A 24,913-nucleotide genomic window follows, 5' to 3' on the forward strand; every position below is an offset into this window, starting at 1 on the left:
AGATCAATGGACGATCGGATTACACAGATAAAAGGAATTGGTGATGAGAAAGCAGCGTCTCTTTCATCAATCGGTATAAACAGAATACAAGATTTAATTGAATATTTTCCATTTCGCTATGAAGATTATGAGTTGAAAGATCTCGCTGATGTGAAACATGAAGAGCGAGCTACACTTGAAGGGAAAGTTCATAGTGAACCGGTAGTTCGCTTTTATGGAAAGAAAAAATCACGATTGTCCGTAAGGCTGTTAGTAGGGAAATTCCTCATAACAGCCGTTTTTTTTAATCGTGCTTTTCTAAAAAAGCAGTTTACGTTAGGACAGATTGTTACCGTTACTGGCAAATGGGATCAACATAAAATGACGCTTTCAGCAAATGAAATCACGTTCTCCAGTCATAACCCAGACGGTACAATTGAGCCGATCTATCCTGTAGGTGGAGACGTGACGGTGAAGGCAATGAAGCGATATATCCAGCTTGCTTTGAATCAGTTTGGAGAACAAATTGAAGAAAACCTTCCACCTCAAATGCTTGAAAGGTATAAGTTGATGCCAAGGAAGGATGCCATCTTAATGATGCATTCGCCTCCTTCTCATGAAGGACTTAAGCAAGCGAGACGTCGTTTTGTTTATGAAGAACTACTCCAATTTCAGTTAAAAATGCAGATTTTCCGAAAAAGGGAACGTGAAAGCACTGAAGGAGCTTCTCAAGTTTTTGAAAAAGAAAAATTAGAGGAGTTTGTTCAAAGCCTTCCTTTTCCATTAACAGGCGCACAAAATCGCGTAGTAGGAGAGATATTGAAGGATATGGAAAGCTCCTATCGCATGAATCGCCTGCTCCAAGGTGATGTAGGTTCTGGTAAAACTGTAGTAGCGGCTATTGGCTTATATGCATCTTACTTAGCTGGTCACCAGGGGGCGTTAATGGTTCCGACGGAAATTCTAGCAGAACAGCATTACGAATCATTTCAGGATCTCCTAGGTAACAGACTAAAGGTGGAACTATTAACTGGGTCTGTGAAAGGTAAGAAGCGTAGAGAGATACTTGAACGACTCGCGGTTGGAGAAGTGGATCTATTAATTGGGACACATGCGTTAATACAAGATGAAGTGGTATTTCAAAATCTTGGCCTGGTTATTACGGATGAACAGCATCGGTTTGGAGTAGGACAGCGCAGAGTGCTAAGAGAAAAGGGATTAAGTCCGGATGTTCTTTATATGACGGCAACACCTATCCCAAGGACGCTTGCTATTTCGGTATTTGGTGATATGGATGTTTCGACGATAGATGAAATGCCTGCAGGGCGTAAACCAATTGAGACATATTGGGCAAAGCCAGGAATGCTACCGCGTGTAATCGATTTTGTGAAAAAAGAATTAGATCAAGGCAGACAGGGCTATGTGATCTGCCCGCTTATTGAAGAATCAGAGAAGTTGGATGTACAAAATGCGATTGATGTTCATTTTCAAATGCAAACAGCATTGCCTGACTATCAAGTAGGTTTAATGCATGGACGTCTAAGCTCAGATGAAAAGGAAGCCGTAATGGAGGAATTCAGTACGAATGACGTCCAGCTTCTTGTATCTACAACGGTTGTTGAGGTTGGGGTAAACGTCCCAAATGCGACAATTATGGTAATCTATGATGCAGAACGATTTGGCCTTGCTCAACTTCATCAACTGAGAGGTCGAGTAGGTCGTGGAAGTGAGCAATCTTATTGCATATTACTAGCAGATCCGAAATCTGAAGTAGGCAAAGAGCGAATGCAAATTATGACAGAATCGAATGATGGCTTTGTTCTTTCTCAGCGTGATTTAGAACTTCGAGGACCTGGAGACTTTTTTGGACGTAAACAAAGTGGTTTGCCTGAATTTAAAGTAGCCGACCTGGTGCATGATTATCGCGTGCTAGAAGTAGCTCGAAATGATGCAGCTGCTCTCGTAGAGTCCACCGCATTTTGGGAAGATGGGACATACCGCAGTTTACGAGACTATCTGACAGAGCAGGGCGTTTTAAGTGGAGAAAAATTGGATTAGCTTGCATAATCAACATGCTCGGTATATACTACCTTTTAGGACCTAGTCATAAGACTGAGATAAAGAGGATCAACTTGATCCTCTTTATCCGTTTATTAATGCTAGATAGGCGGCGGTAGTATATGAAGAGGAGTAAGAAAGATCGGCAAAGTCAGCTAAAGGATACGATTGAGAGCACTCCCTTTATCACAGATGAGGAGCTTGCTGATAAATTTAATGTAAGCATTCAAACCATCAGACTAGATCGTCTTGAGCTCTCCATTCCAGAATTAAGAGAGCGAATTAAGTATGTAGCACAACAGCAGCTTGATGAGGTGAAAGCACTTCCGATTGATGAAGTAATCGGTCAGGTGGTCGATTTACAGCTTGATGAAAGTGCGATTTCCATATTGGACATTCGCCCTGAACACGTTTTTTCAAGAAACAAAATCGCAAGAGGACATCACCTTTTTGCGCAGGCGAATTCACTTGCTGTTGCTATAATTGATGATGAGCTTGCACTGACAGCAAAAGCAAATATTCGCTTTTCAAGTCAGGTGAATGAAGGAGAGCGAGTTGTTGCGAAAGCTGTAGTGACAGATCAACGGAAAGACCGGACAACGGTTGAAGTGAATAGCTTCGTCCAGAATGAGAATGTCTTTTCTGGTGAATTTGTCATGTATCGCTCGACTAAATCCTGAAGGGAAGTTGTTTGAAAATGAGACTTGCAATTGACGCAATGGGTGGAGACAACGCACCTGATGCCATTATAGATGGTGTATATGAAGCGATTGAGGCATTCAATGATTTGTCAGTAACGATTGTGGGTGATGAAACTAAAATCAACCCGCTATTAAAAGGAAATAAGGATCGAATAACGGTATTACATACGGAAGAATACATCTCATCAGACGATCAACCAGTAAAAGCTGTTCGACGAAAGAAAAACGCTTCGATGGTTTTAGCCGTGAACGAAGTAAAGGAAGGTCGGGCAGATGCCGCTATATCAGCTGGTAATACTGGTGCGTTAATGGCAGCAGGATTGCTCTACGTTGGCCGTATTAAGGGGATTGATCGTCCAGGATTAGCTCCTACGCTCCCAACAATTGACGAAGCTGGTTTTGTGCTACTTGATGTTGGCGCCAATATGGATGCGAAACCAGAACACCTTCTCCAATATGCTCATATGGGCTCGGTTTATGCAGAGAAAGTGCGAGGTATCGAGAACCCTCGCATAGGTCTTTTGAACATTGGAACAGAAGAAGGTAAAGGGAATGAGCTAAGCAAACAGGCGTTTTCCCTGCTTCAAGAAAGTGGATTGAACTTTGTTGGAAACGTAGAGTCAAGGGACATTCTTGGTAATGAAGCGGATGTTGTCGTCTGTGATGGGTTCTCAGGGAATCTAGTATTAAAGACGATTGAAGGAACGGCTCTCACAATGTTTAAGATGCTAAAAGAAGAGCTTACAAGCTCATTTACAAGTAAATTAGCAGCGGGAGTATTAAAACCGAAGCTGAAGAATTTAAGCACGAAGCTAGATTATTCAGAGTACGGTGGCGCAGGCTTATTTGGTCTGAACGCTCCTGTGATTAAAGCGCATGGATCTTCTAATGGAAGAGCTGTTTTCAGTGCGATTAAGCAAGCTAGAACGATGGTCACTGGAAATGTTGTGACCGCCATTCAATCATCTCTTGTTAAAGAGGAAGGAGAGTAATTATGGGTAAAACAGCCTTTTTATTCCCGGGCCAAGGTTCACAGGCAGTCGGGATGGGACAGGATTTTATGGAAGCTTATTCTGTATCAAAAGATGTATTTACAGAAGCGGATCATCGCTTAAACTTTGAATTAACTAAATTGATTATGAACGGTCCAATTGAGACGCTAACGAGAACGGAAAATGCACAGCCCGCTCTTGTGACAACGAGCGTAGCAGTTCTTGAAGCTCTTCGCGAAAAAGGTATTACAGCTGATTATACGGCTGGTCATAGTCTTGGGGAATATTCTGCCCTCGTCGCTTCAGGTGCTCTATCCTTTTCCGATGCCGTTTTTGCGGTTAGAAACCGGGGGCTTTATATGGAAGAAGCAGTTCCTTCAGGTGAAGGTGCAATGGCAGCGATTATGGGAATGGAGCGAGAAGAGTTACAACAAGTAGTTGACGAGGTATCGGCTTCTACTGATACTGTGCAGCTTGCAAACCTAAATAGTCCTGGACAAATTGTCATTTCAGGCGCAAAAGCGGGTGTTGAGAAAGCTTCAGAAGTAGCAAAAGAGAAGGGCGCTAGGCGCGTGATTCCACTTCAAGTAAGTGGGCCGTTCCACTCTAGTCTTATGAAGCCTGCTGCCGATCAGCTATCTGGCATACTTGAAACAATTGATATAAAGAATGCATCGATTCCAGTCATTGCTAACGTTACGGCTGAACCATCTACTTCTGCTGAAGAGATTCAGAACCACTTATTGGAGCAAATCTATTCACCCGTTCTATGGGAAGATACGGTAAGAAAACTAATGGACCTTGGTGTTGATACGTTTATTGAAATTGGTCCAGGTAATGTCCTTTCCGGTCTTGTCAAAAAGGTTAACCGTCGTGCATCTGTTCATGCAGTCGGAACTCCAGAACAACTCGATCAACTCATTGCTAAGTTAGGAGAGGAATAAACGATGGCTGAAAATAAAACGGCTCTAGTAACAGGAGCCTCCCGAGGTATTGGACGCGCAATTGCATTAGAGCTTGCTAAAGAGGGCATGAACATAGCTGTCAATTATGCAGGAAGTGAAGCGAAAGCAAATAGCGTTGTAGACGAAATTAAAGCAGTTGGTGGAAATGCGATTGCGATTAAAGCAAACGTAGCAAGCATGGAAGAAGTTCAGGGCATGATTAAGGAAGTTGTTTCAACTTTCGGAAGTCTTGAGGTGCTTGTGAATAATGCCGGCATTACACGTGATAATCTCATTATGCGCATGAAGGAAGAAGAGTGGGATTCCGTTATCGACACAAACTTAAAAGGTGTCTTTAACTGTACGAAGTCCGTTACTCGTCAAATGATGAAACAGCGCTACGGTCGCATTGTAAACGTAGCATCTGTCGTGGGTGTAGCTGGGAATGCAGGTCAAGCTAACTATGTAGCAGCGAAAGCAGGCGTGATCGGTTTAACGAAAACAACTGCTAAAGAGCTTGCTAGTCGCAACATTACGGTTAATGCTCTTGCGCCTGGTTTCATCGAAACTGATATGACAGACGAACTTTCTGATGAAGTGAAAAGCGGAATGAAAGGTCAAATTCCACTTGGAAGACTCGGTGCAGCTGAGGACATCGCTAAAGCAACGAAATTTCTCGTTTCTGACGATGCCAATTATATTACAGGTCAAACGCTTCATATTGACGGCGGCATGATCATGTAACTTTTTCAACAACATCTAGTTTTTTTGTTTTATATATCCTATAATAGCTTGAGGGGAGGTGAGTCTAATGGCAGATACACTAGAGCGTGTAACAAAAATTATTGTTGATCGTCTTGGAGTTGAAGAATCTGAAATTAAACCAGAAGCTTCTTTCAAAGACGACCTTGGTGCCGATTCCCTTGATGTAGTGGAATTAGTCATGGAACTTGAAGATGAATTTGATCTTGAAATTTCCGATGAAGATGCTGAGAAAATTGTAACAGTTGGCGATGTAATTGATTACATAAACAGCCATCAATAATCTTCAGGATCACCCTGAAGTTGTGGAATAAACCTCGCTAGCCTGGGGGTTTATTCCTATTAATGATTAAAGCTCCAGAGTACAAAGAGGATAGTGATAAGTCGTGGAGGTATCTATGTCCAAATCAAAACATTCACCAAAAACGAGAGCCAGACGTTTCAAACCTAAGCATTCACGACAACTCGTGGTTGGAGAGGCAATCAGATCGCAATTCACTGCTTTTCAAAAGGAAATTGGTGTATCGTTCGAAAATGAACAGCTTCTTTTTCAAGCTTTTACCCATTCATCCTATGTGAATGAGCATCGACTGCATCCGCAGATGGATAATGAACGTCTTGAATTTCTTGGAGATGCCGTACTTGAGCTTACGATATCAAGATACTTATATGAAAAGTACCCGAATATGAGTGAAGGCCAGCTAACGAAGCTAAGAGCCGCAATTGTTTGTGAACCATCACTTGTTCAGTTTGCAAATGACATGAATTTTGGACATCTCGTGCTTCTTGGCAAAGGAGAAGAGATGACGGGTGGTAGAATGCGCCCTGCCCTTCTTGCTGATGTATTCGAGTCATTCGTCTGTGCTTTGTATCTTGATCAAGGTCTTGAAGTCGTCTTTGAATTTCTTGAGAAGTTTGTTTATCCCAAAATTAACGCCGGTGCTTTTTCTCATGTGATGGATTATAAAAGCCAGCTTCAGGAAGTTATTCAGCGTGAAAGCCTTGGCGTGATTGATTACGTTATTACCGATGAAAAAGGACCCGCACATAACAGAGAGTTCTCCTCGAAAGTTATGTTAAATGGAAGTGATCTTGGTGTTGGGGTCGGACGCTCAAAGAAAGAAGCCGAACAAATGGCCGCTCAAAAAGCACTTATAAACTTAAAAGATCGTAATGAAAAAGAATCCTGATCCCAGGATTCTTTTTCATTAGATTCATTCTCTTTTAACTAACGATTTAGGATGCGCGCAATTTGCCTAGTTCAGCTAAGATTGCCTGCATTTCTGCAACACTAAGTGATTGTTTTTTGTTTAACATCACATAGATTTCATGAATATCTTCATAAGAAGATAAATCGAATGATTCTGGCTTAATCATGCCAGAATTGATCACCTGCATTTTTTCTTTAATGCTCTCAACCATAAAAGCTAGATTTTCTTCTGATTTAATGGAAAGATCCATTCGTAACACCTGCCTTATTCATTTGACTTAATTAATGACGACATGTCGCCATGCTATGTACCATTTCCCAATCAAGTAACAATGAGAGCATCATTGTCTTGCTTTAGGGTTTTCCTTATTGTAACATGTCTCAGCTCAGTATCGTAGAGGTCATTGTTTTATGATAAAATAAGACAGTTAGTGATGAAAGTAAACCAAACGTTTTGATTCGCATACATAGATGAAACAGATGAGGGGGAAAGATGATGTTCCTCAAACGATTAGATGTAGTCGGCTTTAAGTCATTCGCCGATCGTATTTCAGTTGAGTTTGTCCCAGGAGTAACATCAGTTGTCGGCCCGAACGGGAGCGGCAAAAGTAATATAAATGACGCCATTCGCTGGGTACTTGGTGAACAATCAGCCAAGTCACTTAGAGGCGCTAAAATGGAAGATATCATTTTCGCAGGTAGCGATACGAGAAAGGCGGTCAACTTAGCAGAAGTAACGCTTACGCTTGATAATACAAATCAATATCTACCGATTGACTATAATGAGGTTAGTGTCACGAGGCGTGTATATCGATCGGGAGATAGCGAGTATTTATTAAATAACCAGACATGTCGTTTAAAAGATATCATTGAGCTCTTCATGGATTCTGGGCTAGGGAAAGAATCATTTTCCATTATTGGTCAAGGTAGAATTGAAGAGATTCTTAGTAGCAAATCTGAAGAACGTCGCAAGATTTTTGAAGAAGCTGCGGGCGTGTTGAAATATAAAACCCGCAAGACGAAGGCGGAAACTCGTTTAAAAGAGACAGAAGATAACCTCCATCGCGTCGAGGATATTCTTTATGAGCTGGAGGATCAAGTTGAACCACTCCGCATGCAGGCATCGATCGCCAAAGATTACTTGCAAAAGCGAGAAGACTTGGAAAAGATTGAAGCGGCACTAACGGTTCATGAAATTGAAGAGTATCATCAATCATGGAAGCAAAAGAAAGTTGAATTGGATTCGTTAAAGGAGAGAGAAAGCAGTCTCGGCGATTCCATTAAGGTTAAGAAAGAAGAGCTAACGAATATTAGATTAAAGCTTGATCAGTCTGAGAGTAATTTAGAAGCTTATCAGCAGCAGCTCCTTGATACGAGTGAAGAGTTAGAGAAGCTTGAAGGAAAGAAAGAAGTGCTTAAGGAACGGAAAAAAAATGCGCATCAAAATCGCACTAATTTGAGTGAGCGTATGACGTTTTTACAAGAGAAAAAAAGTTATTATGAGAAAGAAATTGAGCATCACTATAAACGCTTTGATCAGCAAAAGAAAGAATTAAGTGACTTAAAGGCCAGTCTTAGAAAAGAAACAGAGCTTCTTTCTGATATTGAGCAAGACATTGAACAAGAACTTGATCGTATGAAATCGGATTACTTCGAGCTACTTAACGAACAAGCGTCGATTCGAAACGAAAACCGCTATCTTCAAGATCAGCTTTCTGTTCTTAATCAGCGTAAGGAGCGACTGGATGGAGATAATCATAAATACATTGAAGAACGAAGCGCTGTGGACGAAAAGAAGGAGGAACGTTCTGCAAAATTAGCCGAATCCAAGAAGCTACTTGAAGCTCACGTGTCTCGGTTCTATAAAAGCAAGCATGACGTGGAAGAGAAAAAGAAAGAGCTTGGTGAGAAAGAATCTAAGCTTTATCAAGCTTATCAATATATTCAACAATACAAGTCTAAGAAAGAAATGTTAGAAGAAATGCAGGATGATTATGCTGGTTTCTTCCAGGGTGTTAAAGAAGTACTCAAAGCTCGCGAAGACCTTACTGGGATTGAAGGGGCAGTTGCGGAACTAATAACAGTACCTAAAGATGTAGAAACAGCGCTTGAAACGGCCCTTGGCGGTGCGATGCAGAATGTCGTTGTTCGTGATGAGGCTGCAGGAAGACAGGCGATCTCATTCTTGAAGAAGAACCGTTCCGGAAGAGCCACTTTCCTTCCGCTGTCAGTCGTGAAATCAAGAAAAATTTCGAACTATGATTTAGATCGTGCTAAGGAAAATGAAGCTTTCGTAGGCGTGGCTTCCGAACTCATCACATACGATCCGAAGTACCAGGCCGTGATGGAGAACTTATTAGGCTCTGTTCTCGTAGCTAAAGACCTAAAGGGTGCAAACGAACTTGCAAAAATCATGCAATATCGAACGCGCGTCGTAACCCTTGAAGGTGATGTTGTTAATCCAGGTGGCTCTATGAGCGGAGGTAGTGTGAAGCAAAAATCATCATCGCTTCTAAGTCGTCAGCGAGATCTTGAACTACTGATCAACAAGCTTGACGATATGCAGAAGAAGACCGCTGTAGCCGAGCAGGAGATCAAGCAGGATAAAGCAATATTAGCGGATCTTGAAGAGAACCTTGATAAAATGCGCGAACGAGGAGAGAATCTTAGACTTGAAGAACAGTCTCTTCTTGGTGATTTGAGAGCAATTGAAGGAGACGAACGGAACACAAACGAACGTCTGCAGCTGTACGATCGAGAGAAGAAAGCGATCGATGAGGAAGTAGAAACTCATCAGAAGCGGCACGTGTATTTGACCGAAAGTCTTGAGGTGATTACTCAACAAGCAGAAGAACTTGAAGGTAAGATCGAGAACCTGACTGCTAAGAAACAAACGCAGCAAACGTCTCGTGAGACAATACAAACTGAGATCACAGACCTTAAAGTGAAAGTGGCGGAGCACCAGCAATCATTCCAGAATCAGAAAGAGACGCTGGACCGCTTAACGTCTGAACAAAATGAAACGAATGCTCAGCTAACCGAAACAACCGAAGAATTTACGCTCCTATCAGAAGCTATGTCTTCCAATTCTAATGGTGAGGAGAAGCTTGACCAAAATATCGTCTCATTCCGATCTGAGAAAGAGAAGCTTCTTACAACACTACAGAATGAACGTGAAGTGAAGTTATCTTTACAACAGGAGATTGAATCTGTCAGTAGCAAGCTCGATCTATTAATCGCAGAGGAAAAGCAGCTTTCAGGATTAATGCAGGCCGTTGAGGTGCGGATTAACAGACTTGATGTAGAACTTGAGAACAGGTTAGCTATTTTAAGTGAAGAGTATGGACTGACTTATGAAGCGGCGAAAGAAAAGCACATTCTTACACTGGAACCTGAAGATGCTAAGCGTAAGCTAAAGCTCATTAAGCTAGAAATTGATGAGCTTGGTACCGTTAATCTTGGTGCGATAGATGAGTATGAACGAGTGAATGATCGCTATACGTTTCTTAGTGAACAGCAAGCGGATCTTCTTCAAGCGAAAAAAACATTGTATGATGTGATCGAGGAAATGGATCAAGAAATGAAAAAGCGCTTTGAAGATACATTTACTAAAATACGAGCGCAGTTCCAAATTGTCTTTAAGGAATTGTTTGGTGGAGGTAAAGCAGATCTCGTACTAACAGATCCGGATAATCTTCTTTCAACAGGCGTGGATATATTAGCACAACCGCCAGGGAAGAAACTTCAACATTTAGCGCTTCTATCGGGAGGAGAACGAGCTTTCACGGCCATCGCTCTCTTATTCTCGATTTTAAAAGTTCGACCTGTTCCGTTTTGCGTCCTGGATGAAGTAGAAGCAGCGCTAGACGATGCAAACGTCAATCGATTTGCGAAATATTTAAAGCAATTTAGTGAAAAAACGCAGTTTATTGTGATTACACACAGAAAAGGTACAATGGAAGAGTCTGATGTTCTATATGGCGTTACAATGCAAGAGTCAGGTGTATCCCGACTCGTTTCCGTTAGACTTGAAGAATCGAAGCAATTAATATCGCAATAATGAGTAGGGGGATTAAACGTGAGTTTTTTTAAAAAGTTAAAAGACAAGTTCACAACACAAACAGATGAAGTAAGCGGAAAATTTAAAGACGGTCTTGAGAAAACAAGAACGTCTTTCTCAACAAAAATGAATAACCTCGTAAAAAACTATCGCAAAGTTGATGAAGATTTTTTTGAAGAGCTAGAGGAGCTTCTTATCAGTGCCGATGTGGGTGTTGCGACTGTAATGGATCTCATTGACGTATTAAAAGATGAAGCGAGAACGCGTAACATTAAAGATACGAAGGAACTGCAAAGCGTTATTTCAGAAAAGTTAGCAGAACTTCTTCATAAGTCTGATGAAGATGGCTCTCTTAATGTACAAGAAGAAGGTTTAACGGTTTTCTTGTTCGTTGGAGTTAATGGGGTAGGAAAGACAACTACTATTGGAAAGCTCGCACATAAGTTTAAACAAGAAGGAAAGAAAGTGGTTCTTGCAGCGGGGGATACGTTCCGAGCAGGAGCAATTGAGCAATTAGAAGTATGGGGTGAACGAGCTGAAGTTGATGTGATTAAACACCAAGCAGGCTCAGATCCAGCAGCAGTTGTATTCGATGCTGTTCAATCTGCTAAATCACGAAACGCAGATATATTGCTTTGTGATACAGCGGGGCGTCTTCAGAACAAAGTAAACCTTATGAATGAGCTAGAAAAAGTAAAACGTGTGATTCAACGTGAAGTGCCATCAGGTCCACATGAGGTGATTCTCGTTCTAGATGCTACTACAGGACAGAATGCGATGAGTCAGGCGAAGCAATTTGGACAATCAACAGACGTGTCTGGCATTGCGTTAACCAAGCTTGATGGAACAGCAAAAGGTGGAATCGTGCTTGCCATTCGACACGAACTTGATATCCCTGTTAAACTCGTAGGCCTAGGGGAGAAAATGGATGATTTGCAGGAGTTTGATCCTGATACATTCGTATACGGACTCTTCTCCTCTATCATTGAAGAAGAGGAAGAAAACGAAGAATAAATTCTAAATTATTTGTGTTAAGAAAAAATCTTGACAAATAAAATGACGCATAGTAATATAATTAACGTAAAGGTGATTACCTTAACAAGGGGCTGTTAACAATGCTAGAGAAAACGATGAGAATTAACTCGTTATTCGACTTTTATCAGTCGCTTTTAACACCGAAACAACGTAATTATATGGCATTGTATTACCTTGATGATTATTCACTTGGTGAAATCGCAGAAGAATTTCAAGTTAGCCGTCAGGCTGTCTATGATAACATTAAGCGAACTGAACAAATGATAGAAGAATATGAAGCAAAACTGTTGCTATTCGAGCGTTATATCAAAAGGCAAGAGCTGTTAGAAAAGCTTAGAGAAGCGATCGCGAGTGAGAATGAACACTCGAAGGCGCTGCCGTTGATTACATCGCTTGAAAAACTGGATTAGGAGGCGGCGAACATGGCATTTGAAGGGTTAGCCGACCGACTGCAAGACACCCTGCAGAAAATACGCGGTAAAGGGAAAGTAACGGAAGCTGACGTCAAAGAAATGATGCGTGAAGTAAGGTTAGCCTTGCTTGAAGCCGATGTTAACTTTAAAGTCGTAAAACAGTTTATCAATAAGGTCAAAGAGCGCGCCGTCGGACAGGAAGTTATGAAAAGCCTGACGCCAGGGCAGCAGGTCATTAAAGTCGTTAATGAAGAGCTGACAGCGCTAATGGGTGGCGAACAGAGCAAAATTGCTGTTTCAAGTCGCCCGCCGACTGTTATTATGATGGCCGGACTACAGGGTGCAGGTAAGACGACTACTGTCGGGAAGCTTGCAAACCATTTACGTAAAAACCACAACCGTAAACCACTATTAGTAGCGGCGGATATATATCGTCCTGCTGCGATTAACCAGCTTGAAACGCTTGGTAAACAACTTAGTATGCCGGTGTTCTCGATGGGCGATCAGGTTAGTCCGGTTGAGATTGCAACTAAAGCAATCGAAAAAGCAAAAGAAGAGCATCTTGACTATGTCATTATTGACACAGCCGGTCGATTGCATATTGATGAAAATCTAATGCAAGAGCTAAAAGATGTTAAAGAAGCTGTTACGCCTGACGAAGTTTTCCTTGTCGTTGATTCGATGACAGGACAGGACGCTGTGAATGTAGCCGAAAGCTTTAATGATGCGCTTGATATAACAGGTGTCATTCTAACAAAGCTTGATGGTGACACGCGCGGTGGTGCTGCACTTTCGATCAAGTCTGTAACAGATAAACCGATCAAGTTTGCTGGTATGGGTGAGAAGCTCGATGCACTTGAACCGTTTCATCCTGAGAGAATGGCATCGCGAATTCTCGGAATGGGAGACGTTTTAACGCTCATTGAAAAAGCCCAGACTTCAGTAGATGAAGACAAAGCAAAAGAACTTGAGAAAAAGATGCGAACGATGAGCTTTACGTTCGATGATTTCCTTGATCAGCTTGGTCAGGTTCGAAGCATGGGACCGCTTGATGAATTGATGGACATGATTCCTGGAATGAATAAAAAAGCCATGAAAAATGTCAGTGTTGATGAGAAGCAAATTGGCCGAGTTGAAGCCATTATTCAATCCATGACAACACGCGAGAAAGAAGAGCCTGATCTCATCAATGCGAGTCGCAAAAAAAGAATTGCCGTCGGTAGTGGAACATCTGTGCAAGATGTCAATCGTCTCTTGAAACAATTTGACGAGATGAAGAAGATGATGAAACAGATGACCAACATGTCTAAAGGCGGTAAGAAAAAAGGTAAGGGCATGAATTTCCCATTCATGCAATAAAAATGAAGTAAATTTTCTCTTTACAAGAGTATAAATTTATGATATTATATTTATTTATGTGAATATTTTTGGAGGTGAAACACATGGCAGTTAAAATTCGTTTAAAGCGTATGGGTGCTAAAAGAGCTCCTTACTATCGCGTAGTTGTTGCTGATTCACGTGCACCACGTGACGGACGCTTCATCGAGGAAATCGGTACTTACAATCCGGTTGCTAATCCAGTTGAAGTGAAAATCAACGAAGAGAAAGCTCTTGATTGGATGCTTAAAGGCGCTAAGCCTTCTGATACAGTACGTAACTTATTCTCCACTGCAGGTCTTATGGAGAAGCTTCACAACGCAAAAAACACAAAGTAATTTAACACCTTAGAGGAGGCTTTCTTGAAAGCCTCCTTTGGTGTATCTAGGTCCATCATTTTTAAAAAGGTGGTAGAGTATAATGGAAGCCCTGGTTGAAACAATTGTAAAAGCTCTTGTCGATTATCCTGATGAAGTTCGTGTTGAAAAAGAAGAGACAAGCAGTTTGGATATATACAAGCTTCACGTTCATGCAGAGGACACAGGAAAAGTGATTGGGAAGCAGGGAAAGGTCGCTAGATCAATTCGTACGGTGATGAACGCCGCCGCTGTTCAGTCCAATAAACGTGTACAGTTGGAGATACTTTAGGGGGAGATGAAACTCCTCTTTTTTTGTTTTGGCTCACTCGAATGAAACTTTCAATTCACGTGCCTTTCACCAGATTCATAATCCATATCTAACGTTTATAAAAATTCTCATTGTTCGTAAGGCTCTTTTTTTATGATAAGCTATGTTATCTTATAGTGATGATATCTCGATTTTTGGCTCAATTGAATGAAATATCTGTTTCACTCGCCTTAGCCAAAAATCAATAACATTTATTAACATACCCTTATGAGAACGTGGATTTAACATCAAATACGAAGGCTTTCCCTTTCAAAAGACTTGGCCAGAAGCCAGGTTTTTCTATTGCATCTATTTATCATGTGAAAATCAGGTCCTATTTACATATGGAGGGCAGCGAGATGAAAATCATTGTAACGTATGATGTGAAACAAATTTTAACTGAAGAAAGCCGGGCTTCCTATCTAGATGAATGGCAAAAAGAACATGCCTCTCTTCTGCGGGAATGTGATCATCTTCAATTTGAAATGAAGCGCCTGCAAAAAAAACGCCCTTCTGATCAAAAGTGGATAGCTGATCAATTTGATAAAGAAATTCGGACAAGATCTGAACGAATGTCATTCCTTGATTTCAAAATGGATCAACTTGATCAGTTGACTTTAGGTTCTGAAATTCACGACGGTGAAATTCAATCCATTCAGGAAGTTCAAATTGGGGACGAGTGGCATGGAAGAGAGCAAAAAGGTAAAATAGTCGTAAAAGATGGGGTTGTGCAAAGCATCGTCCCTGACTCAAAAGGAAAGGATATTATGATATGACAGAATGGCTTAATGTAGGAAAAATCGTCAATACACATGGCGTGCGAGGTGAAGTACGCGTTATTTCTAGAACAGATTTTCCAGAGGAGCGTTATGCAATAGGCAACAAGCTGTACTTGTTTAAGGATGATGAGCCTGTATCTTTAACAGTTTCATCACATAGAAAGCATAAGCAGTTTGATTTGCTTACATTTGAAGGGTTTCACAATATAAACGAAGTACAGCACATGAAAGAAGGTATTCTGAAAGTAAAGGAAGATCAAGGCGGAAAGCTATCAAAAGAAGAATTCTACTACCGTGATATTATCGGGCTTGAAGTTCATACTGAAGATGGCGAGTATCTTGGTAAGGTAAAAGAAATTCTTTCACCAGGAGCAAATGATGTTTGGGTTGTTCAAACTGCCGGCGGGGGTAAGGATCTTTTGTTACCTTACATCGAGCAAGTGGTGAAACAGGTCGATTTAAGTGAAGGGAAAATTACCGTTCATTTAATGGAAGGACTTCGTGATTAGCATGAAGATTGATGTGCTTTCGCTGTTTCCTGAAATGTTCTCAGGTGTATTTAACCATTCGATTTTAAAGCGTGCTCAGGATAATGGGGCTGTGACTTATAATGTGACTAATTTTCGTGACTATAGTTCGAATAAGCATAAAAACGTTGATGATTATCCATACGGTGGGGGAGCTGGTATGGTGTTAACGCCTCAACCGGTTTTTGACGCTGTCGCCGATCTTTCAGCAGGAAAGCATCCACGCGTCATTCTGATGTGTCCTCAAGGAGAAAGGTTTACACAAAAGAAAGCGGAAGAGCTTGCGAAGGAAGATCATCTTATTTTCATTTGCGGTCATTATGAAGGTTATGATGAGCGTATTCGAGAAAATCTAGTAACGGATGAGATTTCCATTGGTGACTTCGTCTTAACAGGAGGAGAGCTTGGGAGCATGGTCGTTATTGACAGTGTTACAAGACTTCTCCCTGGAGTCCTTGGTAATGATACATCAGCTCCTATGGATTCGTTTAGTAGTGGTTTACTAGAGCACCCTCACTACACACGCCCTGCTGAGTATGCTGGGTTAAACGTGCCTGATGTGCTTCTATCAGGAAATCATGAGGCTATTCGTAAGTGGCGTCTTAAGGAATCGTTAAGGCGCACGTGGAATAGAAGACCGGATCTTCTTAGAGAGAAAGAATTGACGAAGGAAGAAGAGAAATTTCTTCAAGATATTAAGCGAGAAAAAGAGTGAATTCATTCTTGTAATCTAAAAAGTGCTATGCTATGATAACAGTTGTGGCATTAGTCACGTTATTACGATGTTCCGCTGTAATGAAAGATTATTTATATGAGCATCTGTGTGGAAGGAGGGTTACTTGATGCACAAGTTAATCCAGGATATCACAAAAGACCAACTTAAGTCGGATCTTCCTAATTTCCGACCAGGAGATACTGTGAAAGTTCACGTTAAAGTTGTCGAAGGTACTCGTGAGCGTATCCAGTTATTCGAAGGTGTTGTGATTAAACGACGTGGTGGCGGAATCAGTGAAACATTTACAGTTCGTAAGATTTCTTACGGAGTAGGTGTTGAGCGTACATTCCCTGTACATTCACCGAAAGTTGCTAAGCTTGAAGTTGCTCGTCGCGGTAAAGTTCGCCGTGCTAAGCTATACTACTTGCGTGCACTTCGTGGTAAAGCCGCTCGTATTAAAGAAATTCGATAAAGTTAGACGCGAAAGGGAGCTTGCATTGTCAGGCTCCTTTTTTCTATTGAAAAAAACTCATGTGAAATAAGTAACTTTCTATGATAAAATAAAGCGGGTTATAAAGGTTTGTAGGAAAGGCTAGAGGGGAAAGAAATAGGTAAAAAAGACCCTTTCATTAGGAGGAACGAGCATGAAAAGCACCAGATCAGCAGAGAAGAAAGATTCCTGGGAGTGGATACGTGCGCTCATCATTGCTTTTATACTAGCAGGAGCCGTTCGCTATTTTATTTTTGCTCCCATTGTTGTTGATGGCGAAAGCATGATGCCGACATTACAGGATCGTGATCGGATGATCGTGAACAAAATCAGCTATAATATTGGTGATGCTGAACGTTTCGATATCATTGTATTCGAGGCACCTGAAGGTAAAGATTATATTAAACGAGTGATTGGTCTGCCTGGAGATAAAGTGGAATACAAAGGTGATATGCTTTACGTAAATGGTGAAGCGGTTAAGGAGCCCTATCTAGAACCATATAAAGATGATTTGTTAGAAGGGAACTTAACGTACGATTTTGATTTAACTGGTGTAACTGGTGAAGCTACAGTTCCAGAAGGACAATTGTTTGTGATGGGGGACAATCGCCAGCATAGTAAAGATAGTCGTTCCATTGGCTTCGTTCCTGTTGAAAAAGTTGTCGGAGAAGCAAACGTTATTTTTTGGCCCTTAAATGATATACAAGTAATGGAGTGAGGATCTAGAATTTTTTGATACCTCATGATTTGAGAATAGGTGGAGATGGCATGACGATTCAATGGTTTCCCGGACATATGGCAAAAGCACGCCGGGAGATTACCGAGAAGCTTAAAATGATTGATGTTGTAATTGAACTAGTGGATGCACGCATCCCGCTTGCTTCAAGGAATCCGATGATTGATGAAATAGTTTCTTCAAAGCCAAGACTAATTTTGCTTAATAAAGCAGATATGGCGGATGATCAGAAAACAACTGAATGGAAACACTATTTTCAATCGCAAGGACATAAAGCATTGGCAATTGATTCGCAAACCGGTAAAGGCGTGAAAAGTATTCCTGCAGCAGCAAGAGAGCTAATGAGTGATAAGATTGATCGGATGATCGAGAAGGGCATGAAGCCGCGTGCGGTTCGGGCCTTAATCTTAGGAATTCCTAACGTTGGGAAATCTACCTTGATCAACCGTTTAGCGGGGAAGAAGATTGCTAAAACGGGAGATCGACCAGGTATTACGAAAAAGCAGCAGTGGATCAAAGTAGGCGATGAAATGGACCTTCTCGACACGCCAGGTATTTTATGGCCTAAGTTTGAAGATCAGATAACCGGATATAAACTGGCTGCTACCGGAGCGATTAAAGATGAAATCCTGGATTTTCAGGATATTTCGGTATATGTGCTCAAATTCATGAGTGAATATTATCCTAATCGCTTGAAGGATCGCTACCACCTTGAGGATATACCTGAAGATGTTGTAGAGTTGTTTGATGAAATTGGGAAAAAACGTGGCTTTTTAATGAGTGGCGGCTGGATTGATTACGATAAAACAGCTGAGACCGTGCTTCGTGAGCTTCGAAGTGGTAAATTGGGCGATGTGACACTTGAAACGCCAGAAAGGTAAGGCCATGAGCCTTACCTTTTTTAAATGAACTGAAGAGAAAGAGGAGATTCAATGAGTGAAAAACTAAAGTCAATTAAAGAAATTACCCAGATGTTGAAGCAAGGGCAATATACTAACGATGATTGGGAAGCATGGAAACAGGATACACGCAAAGGTGTGATGAGCTTAATTGCTAGAGAAGGAAAGAAAGAGCAAGAAAAAATAAAAATACTTCAAATGCATGAAGAGATGAGCGTCTTAGAAGCTCATTACAGAGAACAAGGTCGTCTTGCTATAGCGGGAGTCGATGAGGTAGGAAGAGGCCCTTTAGCAGGCCCTGTGGTTGCTTCAGCGGTCATATTAAACCCTGATGTACCTATTCTTGGGCTACAGGATTCAAAAAAACTGTCTCATGCGAAACTCAATGACTTATTTGATCAGATACATAAGGATGCTATTTCAATTGGAATTGGCGTTGTCAGCTCAAGCGAAATTGATGAATTAAATATTTATCAAGCAACCAAAAAAGCAATGCAACAAGCCGTTGAGGGATTGAACGTCCAAGCTGATTTCTTACTAGTGGATGCCATGCACATCCCACTACAAATCGATCAGGAATCGCTCATTAAAGGTGACGCGAGAAGTGTTAGTATTGCAGCAGCCTCAATCGTTGCGAAGGTGACACGTGACCGCATGATGGTAAAATTAGCAGAAACTTATCCTCAATATGGATTTGAGCGACATGTGGGGTATGGAACGAAAGAACATCTCGCTGCTCTTGATCAATATGGTGTCACGGATGCACATCGAAAATCATTTGCTCCTGTAAGAGATCGCTTAGGCTTGCTATAAATGGTGTATGAATAGGCTGAAACAGTTGATACTATACCTATTCTAGTGTGAAGGAGCAATCATTTGTGAAAGATCCAGGACGTCCAGACAAAAACGACTCGTTTTATGAAGAAGCCGGAGAGGAATTTGGAGTTTACACACCTGCGGCCGCAAGAGAATTAACGATTACGGATCATAAAAAAAGAGAGCAAGAGAACTCACCTAAAAAAGCAGGAAGAGACGAACGGGAAGAGGGGAGATAGCCCCTCTTCTTTTTTTGTAATTTTAGTCATCAATCTTGCTTCATCAATAAAAAGTTGAAAGTTTCGAATATCGTTGAGACTCACGCAGCGTTTTTTGCGAAAAGTGGCAATTTTTACATCTAAGAAAGAGCGAAACAATCGCCATACAGCTACTTTCCTGGATAAATTGGAACAATATTTGCAAGAAAGAACAGAGACTTTATGCAAAAGGGTAGACAATCGGTGTGAATTTTCTATACAATGAAAACGTCGTCAAAGATTTGATTGACTAGGATAGGAGGATGAGAGAATGAATATCCATGAATATCAAGGAAAAGAAGTCCTAAGAAGCTACGGGGTATCAGTCCCTAATGGACAAGTCGCATACTCCGCGAAAGAAGCTGTGGACGTTGCAAAACAATTAGACAGCAAAGTTTACGTTGTAAAAGCACAAATCCACGCAGGTGGTCGAGGAAAAGCTGGCGGTGTTAAAATTGCCAAGAACCTTGAGGAAGTTCGTACATACGCTGAGGAGATCCTCGGAAAAACACTAGTTACTCATCAAACGGGACCAGAAGGTAAGGAAGTAAAGCGCTTACTTATTGAAGAAGGTTGCGATATTAAACAGGAATATTACGTTGGTCTAGTACTTGACCGTGTAACGTCAAGAGTGGTCATGATGGCATCTGAAGAAGGCGGAACTGAAATTGAAGAAGTGGCTGAACACAGCCCAGAGAAAATCTTCAAAGAAGTGATCGATCCAGCTGTAGGTCTTCAGGGTTACCAGGCTAGAAGACTAGCATTTAATATTAATATCCCGAAAGAACAAATCAATAAAGCAGTGAAGTTTATGCTTGGTTTATACAAAGTTTTTGTAGAAAAAGATGCTTCAATTGCGGAAATCAATCCTCTTGTAACAACTGGGGATGGGAACGTAATGGCTCTTGATGCTAAATTAAACTTTGATCCAAATGCGCTCTATCGCCATAAAGATATCCTTGAACTTCGTGATCTTGATGAAGAGGATTCAAAGGAAATCGAAGCATCAAAATATGAGCTTAGCTACATTGCTCTTGATGGTAATATCGGCTGCATGGTTAACGGTGCAGGGCTTGCAATGTCTACGATGGATATTATCAAGCATTACGGCGGCGACCCCGCTAACTTCCTTGACGTTGGGGGCGGCGCAACAGCTGAGAAAGTGACGGAAGCCTTCAAAATCATCCTATCAGACAAAAATGTTAAAGGTATTTATGTAAACATTTTTGGTGGGATCATGAAGTGTGACGTTATTGCTGAAGGTGTTGTAGAAGCTACGAAGCAAGTAGGTCTTGAAATTCCGCTTGTTGTTCGTCTTGAAGGCACAAATGTTGATCTTGGAAAGCAAATCCTGAAAGATTCTGGATTAAATATTACCGCTGCTGAGTCTATGGCTGACGGCGCGGAAAAAATCGTTTCATTAGTGAAGTAGAAAGGCGGGACTAGGAATGAGCGTATACATTAATCAAGATACAAAAGTCATCGTTCAAGGAATTACAGGATCAGTTGGTTTATTTCATACACAGCAAATGCTTGAGTATGGTACGAAAATTGTTGGTGGTGTAACGCCAGGTAAGGGCGGTACTGAAGTGGAAGGCGTTCCCGTATTTGATACAGTTGAGCAAGCTGTTCAAAAAACTGGTGCTAATGCTTCTGTCATCTATGTTCCGCCTGCTTTTGCAGCAGATGCGATCATGGAAGCGGTAGACGCTGAAATGGACCTTGCGATTTGTATTACGGAAGGTATTCCTGTCATCGATATGGTGAAAGTAAAGCGTTATATGGAAGGAAAGAAAACACGTCTTGTAGGACCGAACTGTCCTGGTGTGATTACTCCTGATGAATGTAAAATTGGTATTATGCCTGGATACATTCACAAAAAAGGTCACGTAGGAGTGGTTTCTCGTTCTGGTACATTAACGTATGAAGCTGTTCATCAGCTTTCTGAATCAGGAATCGGTCAATCCACTGCTGTTGGAATCGGCGGAGATCCTGTTAACGGAACGAACTTTATCGATGTCTTGCAAGCTTTCAACGAAGATGAAGATACGTACGCCGTCATTATGATCGGCGAAATCGGTGGTACGGCAGAAGAAGAAGCGGCAGAATGGGTGAAAGCAAACATGACAAAGCCTGTCGTTGGATTTATCGGTGGCCAAACGGCGCCTCCAGGAAAGCGCATGGGTCATGCCGGTGCAATTATTTCTGGCGGTAAAGGGACAGCTGACGAGAAGATCAAAACAATGGAGTCGTGCGGAATTAAAGTCGCACCTACACCTGCTGTAATGGGCGAAACGCTCATCTCTGTTCTTGAAGATAAAGGATTACTAGAGAAGTGCACAACACATAAGGCTTAATGGTAATAGCTCCCGTTCGGGAGCTATTTCTCTTATACATAACGAGAAATAATACATTTTAATGCTGATAGGGGAGAGGCATGGTTGAGAACGTTTAGAAGCCGGTTAATTCAGTTACATCAGTGCCGAGGAACTGACTGGAAAGTGCTGCGTTCATTTCTTACATTTGACCCAACGCTTCAAAGCATATATGATATGTCTGCTACTCAGTTAAGACAATTTCACATACCAGGAGAGCATGCGAGCTTATTATATGAAGATCTTCATATGAAAAAACCATGGAGGTTTTCTCATATTAAAGCAGGGGAAATTCGGGCTATTACGAGATTTGACGAAGCATACCCTGAAAGGCTTTCGCATATTTATGATGCACCGTGGGTTATATATTGTATCGGTAACACCGCGCTTCTTAATGAACAACGAGCCCTTAGTGTCGTCGGATCAAGAAATCATTCGCGTGATGCGGAAGCGATGATGAAACTTATTTTAACGCCAATCGTAACGAAAGGTTGGACGATCGTAAGTGGTCTTGCTCTCGGTGTTGATACTCTTGCACACCGGATCGCGCTTGATCACGATGTAGGAACGATTGCCGTCCTTGGAAGCGGGTTTAAGCATATCTACCCTAAAGAAAATCAGCTGCTTGCTTCAATAATTGCCAAAAACGGTCTTCTGCTTTCAGAATATCCACCAGATAGGGGACCAGAAAAACATCAGTTTCCTGAGCGGAATCGAATTATTAGCGGATTATCGCTTGGAACGTTTATTGTAGAAGCAAGAAAACGAAGTGGTTCGTTGATTACTGCTGATCAAGCGATGGATCAGGGACGAGAAGTTTTTTGCTTACCAGGCAGGATGACTGACTCGTACTTTGAAGGAACAAATCGACTTATTCAGCAGGGGGCTAAGCTAGTATTAGAGGCAAAAGATATACTTGATGAATTACCGAATTTTCATGAAAATGAAACTAGCACTATTTGACAAACGAGTTTTGACTATTTAATAATAAGGAAGATTTTAAAATTTACCTCAATGGGGGGAGGAAACGTATTGTGGCAGATTATCTAGTTATTGTTGAATCTCCCGCTAAAGCAAAAACAATTGAAAAATATTTAGGAAAGAAATATCAGGTGAAAGCCTCATTAGGTCATGTCATTGACCTGCCAAGAAGTCAGATGGGCGTTGATGTGGAAAACAACTATGCTCCTAAATATATAACAATACGCGGGAAAGGCCCTGTCCTTAAGGAAATTAAAGATGCAGCCAAAAAAGCGAAGAAAGTCTATCTCGCAGCTGACCCCGATCGCGAAGGGGAAGCGATTGCGTGGCATCTAGCTCACAGTTTGAAGATTGATGAGCAAACTGAATGCAGGGTCGTATTTAACGAAATTACAAAAGATGCGGTAAAGGATGCTTTCAAGCAGCCGAGACCAATTAACATGGATTTAGTGGATGCACAGCAAGCGCGTCGAGTACTTGACCGTCTTGTTGGGTATAACATCAGTCCATTATTATGGAAAAAAGTGAAGAAAGGCCTAAGTGCTGGACGAGTTCAATCCGTTGCAGTTCGCCTTATCATTGAAAGAGAGAAAGAGATTCAGAATTTCCAGGCAGAAGAATATTGGAAAATCAAAGCTTCTTTCGAAAAAGATGGAGAGCAATTCGAAGCTGGGTTTTACGGAGTGGATGGAAAGAAAACAGATCTTCAATCACGTGAAGACGTCGACAACGTGTTAAAGCGCATTGAAGGAGATCAGTTTGAGATCCAATCCGTTCAAAAGAAAGAACGTAAGCGAAACCCAGCCCTTCCATTTACAACATCTTCTCTTCAACAGGAAGCAGCAAGAAAGTTAAATTTCAGAGCGAAGAAAACAATGATGCTTGCTCAGCAGCTTTACGAGGGGATTGCGATTGGTAAACAAGGTACAGTCGGTTTAATTACGTACATGAGAACTGACTCAACACGCATCTCTGAAACAGCGAAGGATGAAGCGAAGGAATACATTCAAGGTAAATATGGAGACACATACTTATCAGCTAAAAAGCCTGCTAAGAAACAATCAGGTAAATCACAAGATGCTCACGAAGCGGTTCGACCGACATCGGTTATGCGTGATCCATCTGAGATGAAGGCTTACTTAAAGCGCGATCAGCTCCGTTTATACAAGCTCATCTGGGAGCGTTTTGTAGCCAGTCAGATGGCACCGGCTATTATGGACACGATGAGTGTAGATCTTGAGAACAACGGAACGATCTTCCGTGCGACTGGTTCTAAAGTGAAATTCAAAGGGTTTATGAAGGTGTACGTTGAAGGAAACGACGACAATAAAAAGGAAGAAGATAAAATGCTTCCTGACCTTGAAGAAGGCATGGATGTTTCTACGTCAGAAATTGATCCTTCTCAGCACTTCACACAGCCACCGCCGAGATATTCAGAAGCTCGCCTTGTTAAAACAATGGAAGAACTCGGTATAGGCCGCCCTTCTACTTACGCTCCTACGCTTGATACGATTCAACGTCGAGGGTATGTGGCGTTAGAAGATAAGAAATTTGTGCCAACTGAGCTCGGTGAAATTGTATTAGAACTGATTTTGGAGTTCTTCCAGGATATCATCAATATTGAATTCACTGCTGGATTAGAAAATGATCTTGACAAAATTGAGGATGGCGATGCAGAATGGATTTCTGTTATCAATGAATTTTATCAAAACTTCGAAAAGCGGCTGAAAGTAGCCGAGGAAGAAATGAAGGAAGTCGAGATTAAAGATGAACCCGCTGGAGAAGATTGTGAGAAGTGTGGTTCACCTATGGTCATCAAGATGGGACGCTATGGGAAATTCATGGCTTGCTCAAACTTTCCTGATTGCCGTAATACAAAACCAATCCTTAAAGAAGTTGGCGTTACCTGTCCGAAGTGTAAAGAAGGTAATGTTGTAGAGCGAAAAAGTAAAAAGAACCGTCTTTTCTATGGTTGCGATCGTTTTCCTGAATGTGATTTTCTTTCATGGGATAAACCAATCAAGAGACCATGTCCTAAATGCGGTGATTTACTTGTTGAGAAGAAAACGAAGAAAAAGAAAGAAATCAAATGCGTAAACTGCGATTTCGTTGAAGAAGAAAACTAGTAAGGGGTTATGGCA

The 24,913-nt window shown here is 41.4% G+C and carries 26 protein-coding genes; 25 read left to right on the forward strand and 1 reads right to left on the reverse strand.

The annotated features are described in order from the left end of the window. Positions 1 to 6 precede the first annotated feature (6 nt). From recG to rnc, 7 genes are all read left to right on the forward strand, one after another. On the forward strand, positions 7 to 2,037 hold the full coding sequence (gene recG / locus AC0VYJ_RS09780; RefSeq protein ID WP_475367270.1) for an ATP-dependent DNA helicase RecG: 2,031 nt from the start codon (positions 7 to 9) through the stop codon (positions 2,035 to 2,037). 122 nt (positions 2,038 to 2,159) lie between these two features. Further along, positions 2,160 to 2,717: a transcription factor FapR gene (gene fapR / locus AC0VYJ_RS09785; RefSeq protein WP_430242724.1), complete on the forward strand. Its 558-nt coding sequence runs from the start codon at positions 2,160 to 2,162 to the stop codon at positions 2,715 to 2,717. A 17-nt stretch (positions 2,718 to 2,734) separates the two neighbouring features. Beyond that, complete coding sequence (gene plsX / locus AC0VYJ_RS09790; protein WP_430242722.1) at positions 2,735 to 3,730, forward strand: phosphate acyltransferase PlsX; 996 nt, start codon at positions 2,735 to 2,737, stop codon at positions 3,728 to 3,730. Between the two features lie 2 nt (positions 3,731 to 3,732). After that, positions 3,733 to 4,674: an ACP S-malonyltransferase gene (gene fabD / locus AC0VYJ_RS09795; protein WP_430242719.1), complete on the forward strand. Its 942-nt coding sequence runs from the start codon at positions 3,733 to 3,735 to the stop codon at positions 4,672 to 4,674. A gap of 3 nt (positions 4,675 to 4,677) precedes the next feature. Further along, a complete protein-coding gene (fabG, locus tag AC0VYJ_RS09800; RefSeq protein WP_475367271.1) occupies positions 4,678 to 5,418 on the forward strand; it encodes a 3-oxoacyl-[acyl-carrier-protein] reductase in 741 nt (246 codons plus the stop codon). A 67-nt stretch (positions 5,419 to 5,485) separates the two neighbouring features. Further along, positions 5,486 to 5,719, forward strand: coding sequence for an acyl carrier protein (gene acpP / locus AC0VYJ_RS09805; protein WP_048309824.1), 234 nt, complete (start codon positions 5,486 to 5,488; stop codon positions 5,717 to 5,719). A 115-nt stretch (positions 5,720 to 5,834) separates the two neighbouring features. After that, positions 5,835 to 6,626, forward strand: coding sequence for a ribonuclease III (rnc, locus tag AC0VYJ_RS09810; protein ID WP_194221396.1), 792 nt, complete (start codon positions 5,835 to 5,837; stop codon positions 6,624 to 6,626). A gap of 46 nt (positions 6,627 to 6,672) precedes the next feature. Here rnc and AC0VYJ_RS09815 read toward each other — a convergent pair whose 3' ends face one another. Further along, the gene (locus AC0VYJ_RS09815) at positions 6,673 to 6,897 is read right to left on the reverse strand and encodes a DUF1128 domain-containing protein (protein WP_194221397.1); all 225 of its coding nucleotides are present in this window, start codon (positions 6,895 to 6,897) and stop codon (positions 6,673 to 6,675) included. A 245-nt stretch (positions 6,898 to 7,142) separates the two neighbouring features. Here AC0VYJ_RS09815 and smc point away from each other — a divergent pair, with 245 nt between their 5' ends. The 18 genes from smc to topA all read left to right on the forward strand — a co-directional run bounded on the left by smc (position 7,143) and on the right by topA (position 24,898). Then, positions 7,143 to 10,706 (forward strand): chromosome segregation protein SMC, encoded by a 3,564-nt coding sequence (smc, locus tag AC0VYJ_RS09820; RefSeq protein WP_475367272.1) that lies wholly within the window; start codon positions 7,143 to 7,145, stop codon positions 10,704 to 10,706. Positions 10,707 to 10,724: 18 nt separating this feature from the next. Further along, positions 10,725 to 11,720: a signal recognition particle-docking protein FtsY gene (ftsY, locus tag AC0VYJ_RS09825; RefSeq protein ID WP_194221399.1), complete on the forward strand. Its 996-nt coding sequence runs from the start codon at positions 10,725 to 10,727 to the stop codon at positions 11,718 to 11,720. Between the two features lie 101 nt (positions 11,721 to 11,821). Next, positions 11,822 to 12,151 carry a putative DNA-binding protein gene (locus AC0VYJ_RS09830; protein ID WP_194221400.1) on the forward strand — a complete coding sequence of 110 codons (330 nt, stop codon included), beginning with the start codon at positions 11,822 to 11,824 and terminating at the stop codon, positions 12,149 to 12,151. Between the two features lie 12 nt (positions 12,152 to 12,163). Continuing rightward, positions 12,164 to 13,513 (forward strand): signal recognition particle protein, encoded by a 1,350-nt coding sequence (ffh, locus tag AC0VYJ_RS09835; RefSeq protein WP_194221401.1) that lies wholly within the window; start codon positions 12,164 to 12,166, stop codon positions 13,511 to 13,513. An 83-nt stretch (positions 13,514 to 13,596) separates the two neighbouring features. Further along, positions 13,597 to 13,869, forward strand: coding sequence for a 30S ribosomal protein S16 (gene rpsP, locus AC0VYJ_RS09840; RefSeq protein WP_098443358.1), 273 nt, complete (start codon positions 13,597 to 13,599; stop codon positions 13,867 to 13,869). Positions 13,870 to 13,951: 82 nt separating this feature from the next. Next, positions 13,952 to 14,179 carry a KH domain-containing protein gene (locus AC0VYJ_RS09845; RefSeq protein ID WP_194221402.1) on the forward strand — a complete coding sequence of 76 codons (228 nt, stop codon included), beginning with the start codon at positions 13,952 to 13,954 and terminating at the stop codon, positions 14,177 to 14,179. A gap of 377 nt (positions 14,180 to 14,556) precedes the next feature. Beyond that, positions 14,557 to 14,973 carry a YlqD family protein gene (locus AC0VYJ_RS09850; protein ID WP_194221403.1) on the forward strand — a complete coding sequence of 139 codons (417 nt, stop codon included), beginning with the start codon at positions 14,557 to 14,559 and terminating at the stop codon, positions 14,971 to 14,973. Then, positions 14,970 to 15,485 (forward strand): ribosome maturation factor RimM, encoded by a 516-nt coding sequence (gene rimM / locus AC0VYJ_RS09855; protein WP_226612822.1) that lies wholly within the window; start codon positions 14,970 to 14,972, stop codon positions 15,483 to 15,485. Before AC0VYJ_RS09850 ends, rimM begins: the two co-directional genes overlap by 4 nt. Position 15,486: 1 nt before the next feature. Further along, a complete protein-coding gene (gene trmD / locus AC0VYJ_RS09860; RefSeq protein ID WP_475367480.1) occupies positions 15,487 to 16,218 on the forward strand; it encodes a tRNA (guanosine(37)-N1)-methyltransferase TrmD in 732 nt (243 codons plus the stop codon). 127 nt (positions 16,219 to 16,345) lie between these two features. Next, positions 16,346 to 16,690 (forward strand): 50S ribosomal protein L19, encoded by a 345-nt coding sequence (gene rplS, locus AC0VYJ_RS09865; protein WP_098443362.1) that lies wholly within the window; start codon positions 16,346 to 16,348, stop codon positions 16,688 to 16,690. Between the two features lie 172 nt (positions 16,691 to 16,862). Continuing rightward, positions 16,863 to 17,426: a signal peptidase I gene (gene lepB, locus AC0VYJ_RS09870; RefSeq protein WP_303531268.1), complete on the forward strand. Its 564-nt coding sequence runs from the start codon at positions 16,863 to 16,865 to the stop codon at positions 17,424 to 17,426. A gap of 50 nt (positions 17,427 to 17,476) precedes the next feature. Then, complete coding sequence (ylqF, locus tag AC0VYJ_RS09875; protein ID WP_194221406.1) at positions 17,477 to 18,325, forward strand: ribosome biogenesis GTPase YlqF; 849 nt, start codon at positions 17,477 to 17,479, stop codon at positions 18,323 to 18,325. Between the two features lie 51 nt (positions 18,326 to 18,376). Further along, on the forward strand, positions 18,377 to 19,156 hold the full coding sequence (locus AC0VYJ_RS09880) for a ribonuclease HII (RefSeq protein WP_430242694.1): 780 nt from the start codon (positions 18,377 to 18,379) through the stop codon (positions 19,154 to 19,156). A gap of 65 nt (positions 19,157 to 19,221) precedes the next feature. Continuing rightward, positions 19,222 to 19,398: a hypothetical protein gene (locus tag AC0VYJ_RS09885; RefSeq protein ID WP_303531272.1), complete on the forward strand. Its 177-nt coding sequence runs from the start codon at positions 19,222 to 19,224 to the stop codon at positions 19,396 to 19,398. A 289-nt stretch (positions 19,399 to 19,687) separates the two neighbouring features. Beyond that, entirely contained in the window at positions 19,688 to 20,848 is a 1,161-nt protein-coding gene (gene sucC / locus AC0VYJ_RS09890) for an ADP-forming succinate--CoA ligase subunit beta (protein WP_194221409.1), read from the forward strand. Positions 20,849 to 20,864: 16 nt separating this feature from the next. Beyond that, positions 20,865 to 21,773 (forward strand): succinate--CoA ligase subunit alpha, encoded by a 909-nt coding sequence (sucD, locus tag AC0VYJ_RS09895; protein WP_194221410.1) that lies wholly within the window; start codon positions 20,865 to 20,867, stop codon positions 21,771 to 21,773. A gap of 84 nt (positions 21,774 to 21,857) precedes the next feature. Next, positions 21,858 to 22,754, forward strand: a complete 897-nt coding sequence (dprA, locus tag AC0VYJ_RS09900) for a DNA-processing protein DprA (RefSeq protein WP_475367273.1) — start codon at positions 21,858 to 21,860, stop codon at positions 22,752 to 22,754. A gap of 71 nt (positions 22,755 to 22,825) precedes the next feature. Then, the gene (topA, locus tag AC0VYJ_RS09905) at positions 22,826 to 24,898 is read left to right on the forward strand and encodes a type I DNA topoisomerase (protein WP_430242685.1); all 2,073 of its coding nucleotides are present in this window, start codon (positions 22,826 to 22,828) and stop codon (positions 24,896 to 24,898) included. Positions 24,899 to 24,913 lie beyond the last annotated feature (15 nt).

The organism is Anaerobacillus sp. 63XJN7_5_ISO-PGPR-S23-430 (assembly GCF_056173695.1).

Bases quoted from the DNA above. Each gene is read 5' to 3' on its own strand.
- AC0VYJ_RS09850 (WP_194221403.1), top strand. From the start codon at position 14,557: ATGAAAATCATTGTAACGTATGATGTGAAACAAATTTTAACTGAAGAA.
- recG (WP_475367270.1), top strand. From the start codon at position 7: ATGGACGATCGGATTACACAGATAAAAGGAATTGGTGATGAGAAAGCA.
- fapR (WP_430242724.1), top strand. From the start codon at position 2,160: ATGAAGAGGAGTAAGAAAGATCGGCAAAGTCAGCTAAAGGATACGATT.
- sucC (WP_194221409.1), top strand. From the start codon at position 19,688: ATGAATATCCATGAATATCAAGGAAAAGAAGTCCTAAGAAGCTACGGG.
- AC0VYJ_RS09845 (WP_194221402.1), top strand. From the start codon at position 13,952: ATGGAAGCCCTGGTTGAAACAATTGTAAAAGCTCTTGTCGATTATCCT.
- AC0VYJ_RS09830 (WP_194221400.1), top strand. From the start codon at position 11,822: ATGCTAGAGAAAACGATGAGAATTAACTCGTTATTCGACTTTTATCAG.
- AC0VYJ_RS09880 (WP_430242694.1), top strand. From the start codon at position 18,377: ATGAGTGAAAAACTAAAGTCAATTAAAGAAATTACCCAGATGTTGAAG.
- rplS (WP_098443362.1), top strand. From the start codon at position 16,346: ATGCACAAGTTAATCCAGGATATCACAAAAGACCAACTTAAGTCGGAT.
- ylqF (WP_194221406.1), top strand. From the start codon at position 17,477: ATGACGATTCAATGGTTTCCCGGACATATGGCAAAAGCACGCCGGGAG.
- lepB (WP_303531268.1), top strand. From the start codon at position 16,863: ATGAAAAGCACCAGATCAGCAGAGAAGAAAGATTCCTGGGAGTGGATA.
- acpP (WP_048309824.1), top strand. From the start codon at position 5,486: ATGGCAGATACACTAGAGCGTGTAACAAAAATTATTGTTGATCGTCTT.
- smc (WP_475367272.1), top strand. From the start codon at position 7,143: ATGTTCCTCAAACGATTAGATGTAGTCGGCTTTAAGTCATTCGCCGAT.
- fabG (WP_475367271.1), top strand. From the start codon at position 4,678: ATGGCTGAAAATAAAACGGCTCTAGTAACAGGAGCCTCCCGAGGTATT.
- sucD (WP_194221410.1), top strand. From the start codon at position 20,865: ATGAGCGTATACATTAATCAAGATACAAAAGTCATCGTTCAAGGAATT.
- ffh (WP_194221401.1), top strand. From the start codon at position 12,164: ATGGCATTTGAAGGGTTAGCCGACCGACTGCAAGACACCCTGCAGAAA.
- AC0VYJ_RS09815 (WP_194221397.1), bottom strand. From the start codon at position 6,897: ATGGATCTTTCCATTAAATCAGAAGAAAATCTAGCTTTTATGGTTGAG.
- rimM (WP_226612822.1), top strand. From the start codon at position 14,970: ATGACAGAATGGCTTAATGTAGGAAAAATCGTCAATACACATGGCGTG.
- plsX (WP_430242722.1), top strand. From the start codon at position 2,735: ATGAGACTTGCAATTGACGCAATGGGTGGAGACAACGCACCTGATGCC.
- rpsP (WP_098443358.1), top strand. From the start codon at position 13,597: ATGGCAGTTAAAATTCGTTTAAAGCGTATGGGTGCTAAAAGAGCTCCT.
- rnc (WP_194221396.1), top strand. From the start codon at position 5,835: ATGTCCAAATCAAAACATTCACCAAAAACGAGAGCCAGACGTTTCAAA.
- fabD (WP_430242719.1), top strand. From the start codon at position 3,733: ATGGGTAAAACAGCCTTTTTATTCCCGGGCCAAGGTTCACAGGCAGTC.
- trmD (WP_475367480.1), top strand. From the start codon at position 15,487: ATGAAGATTGATGTGCTTTCGCTGTTTCCTGAAATGTTCTCAGGTGTA.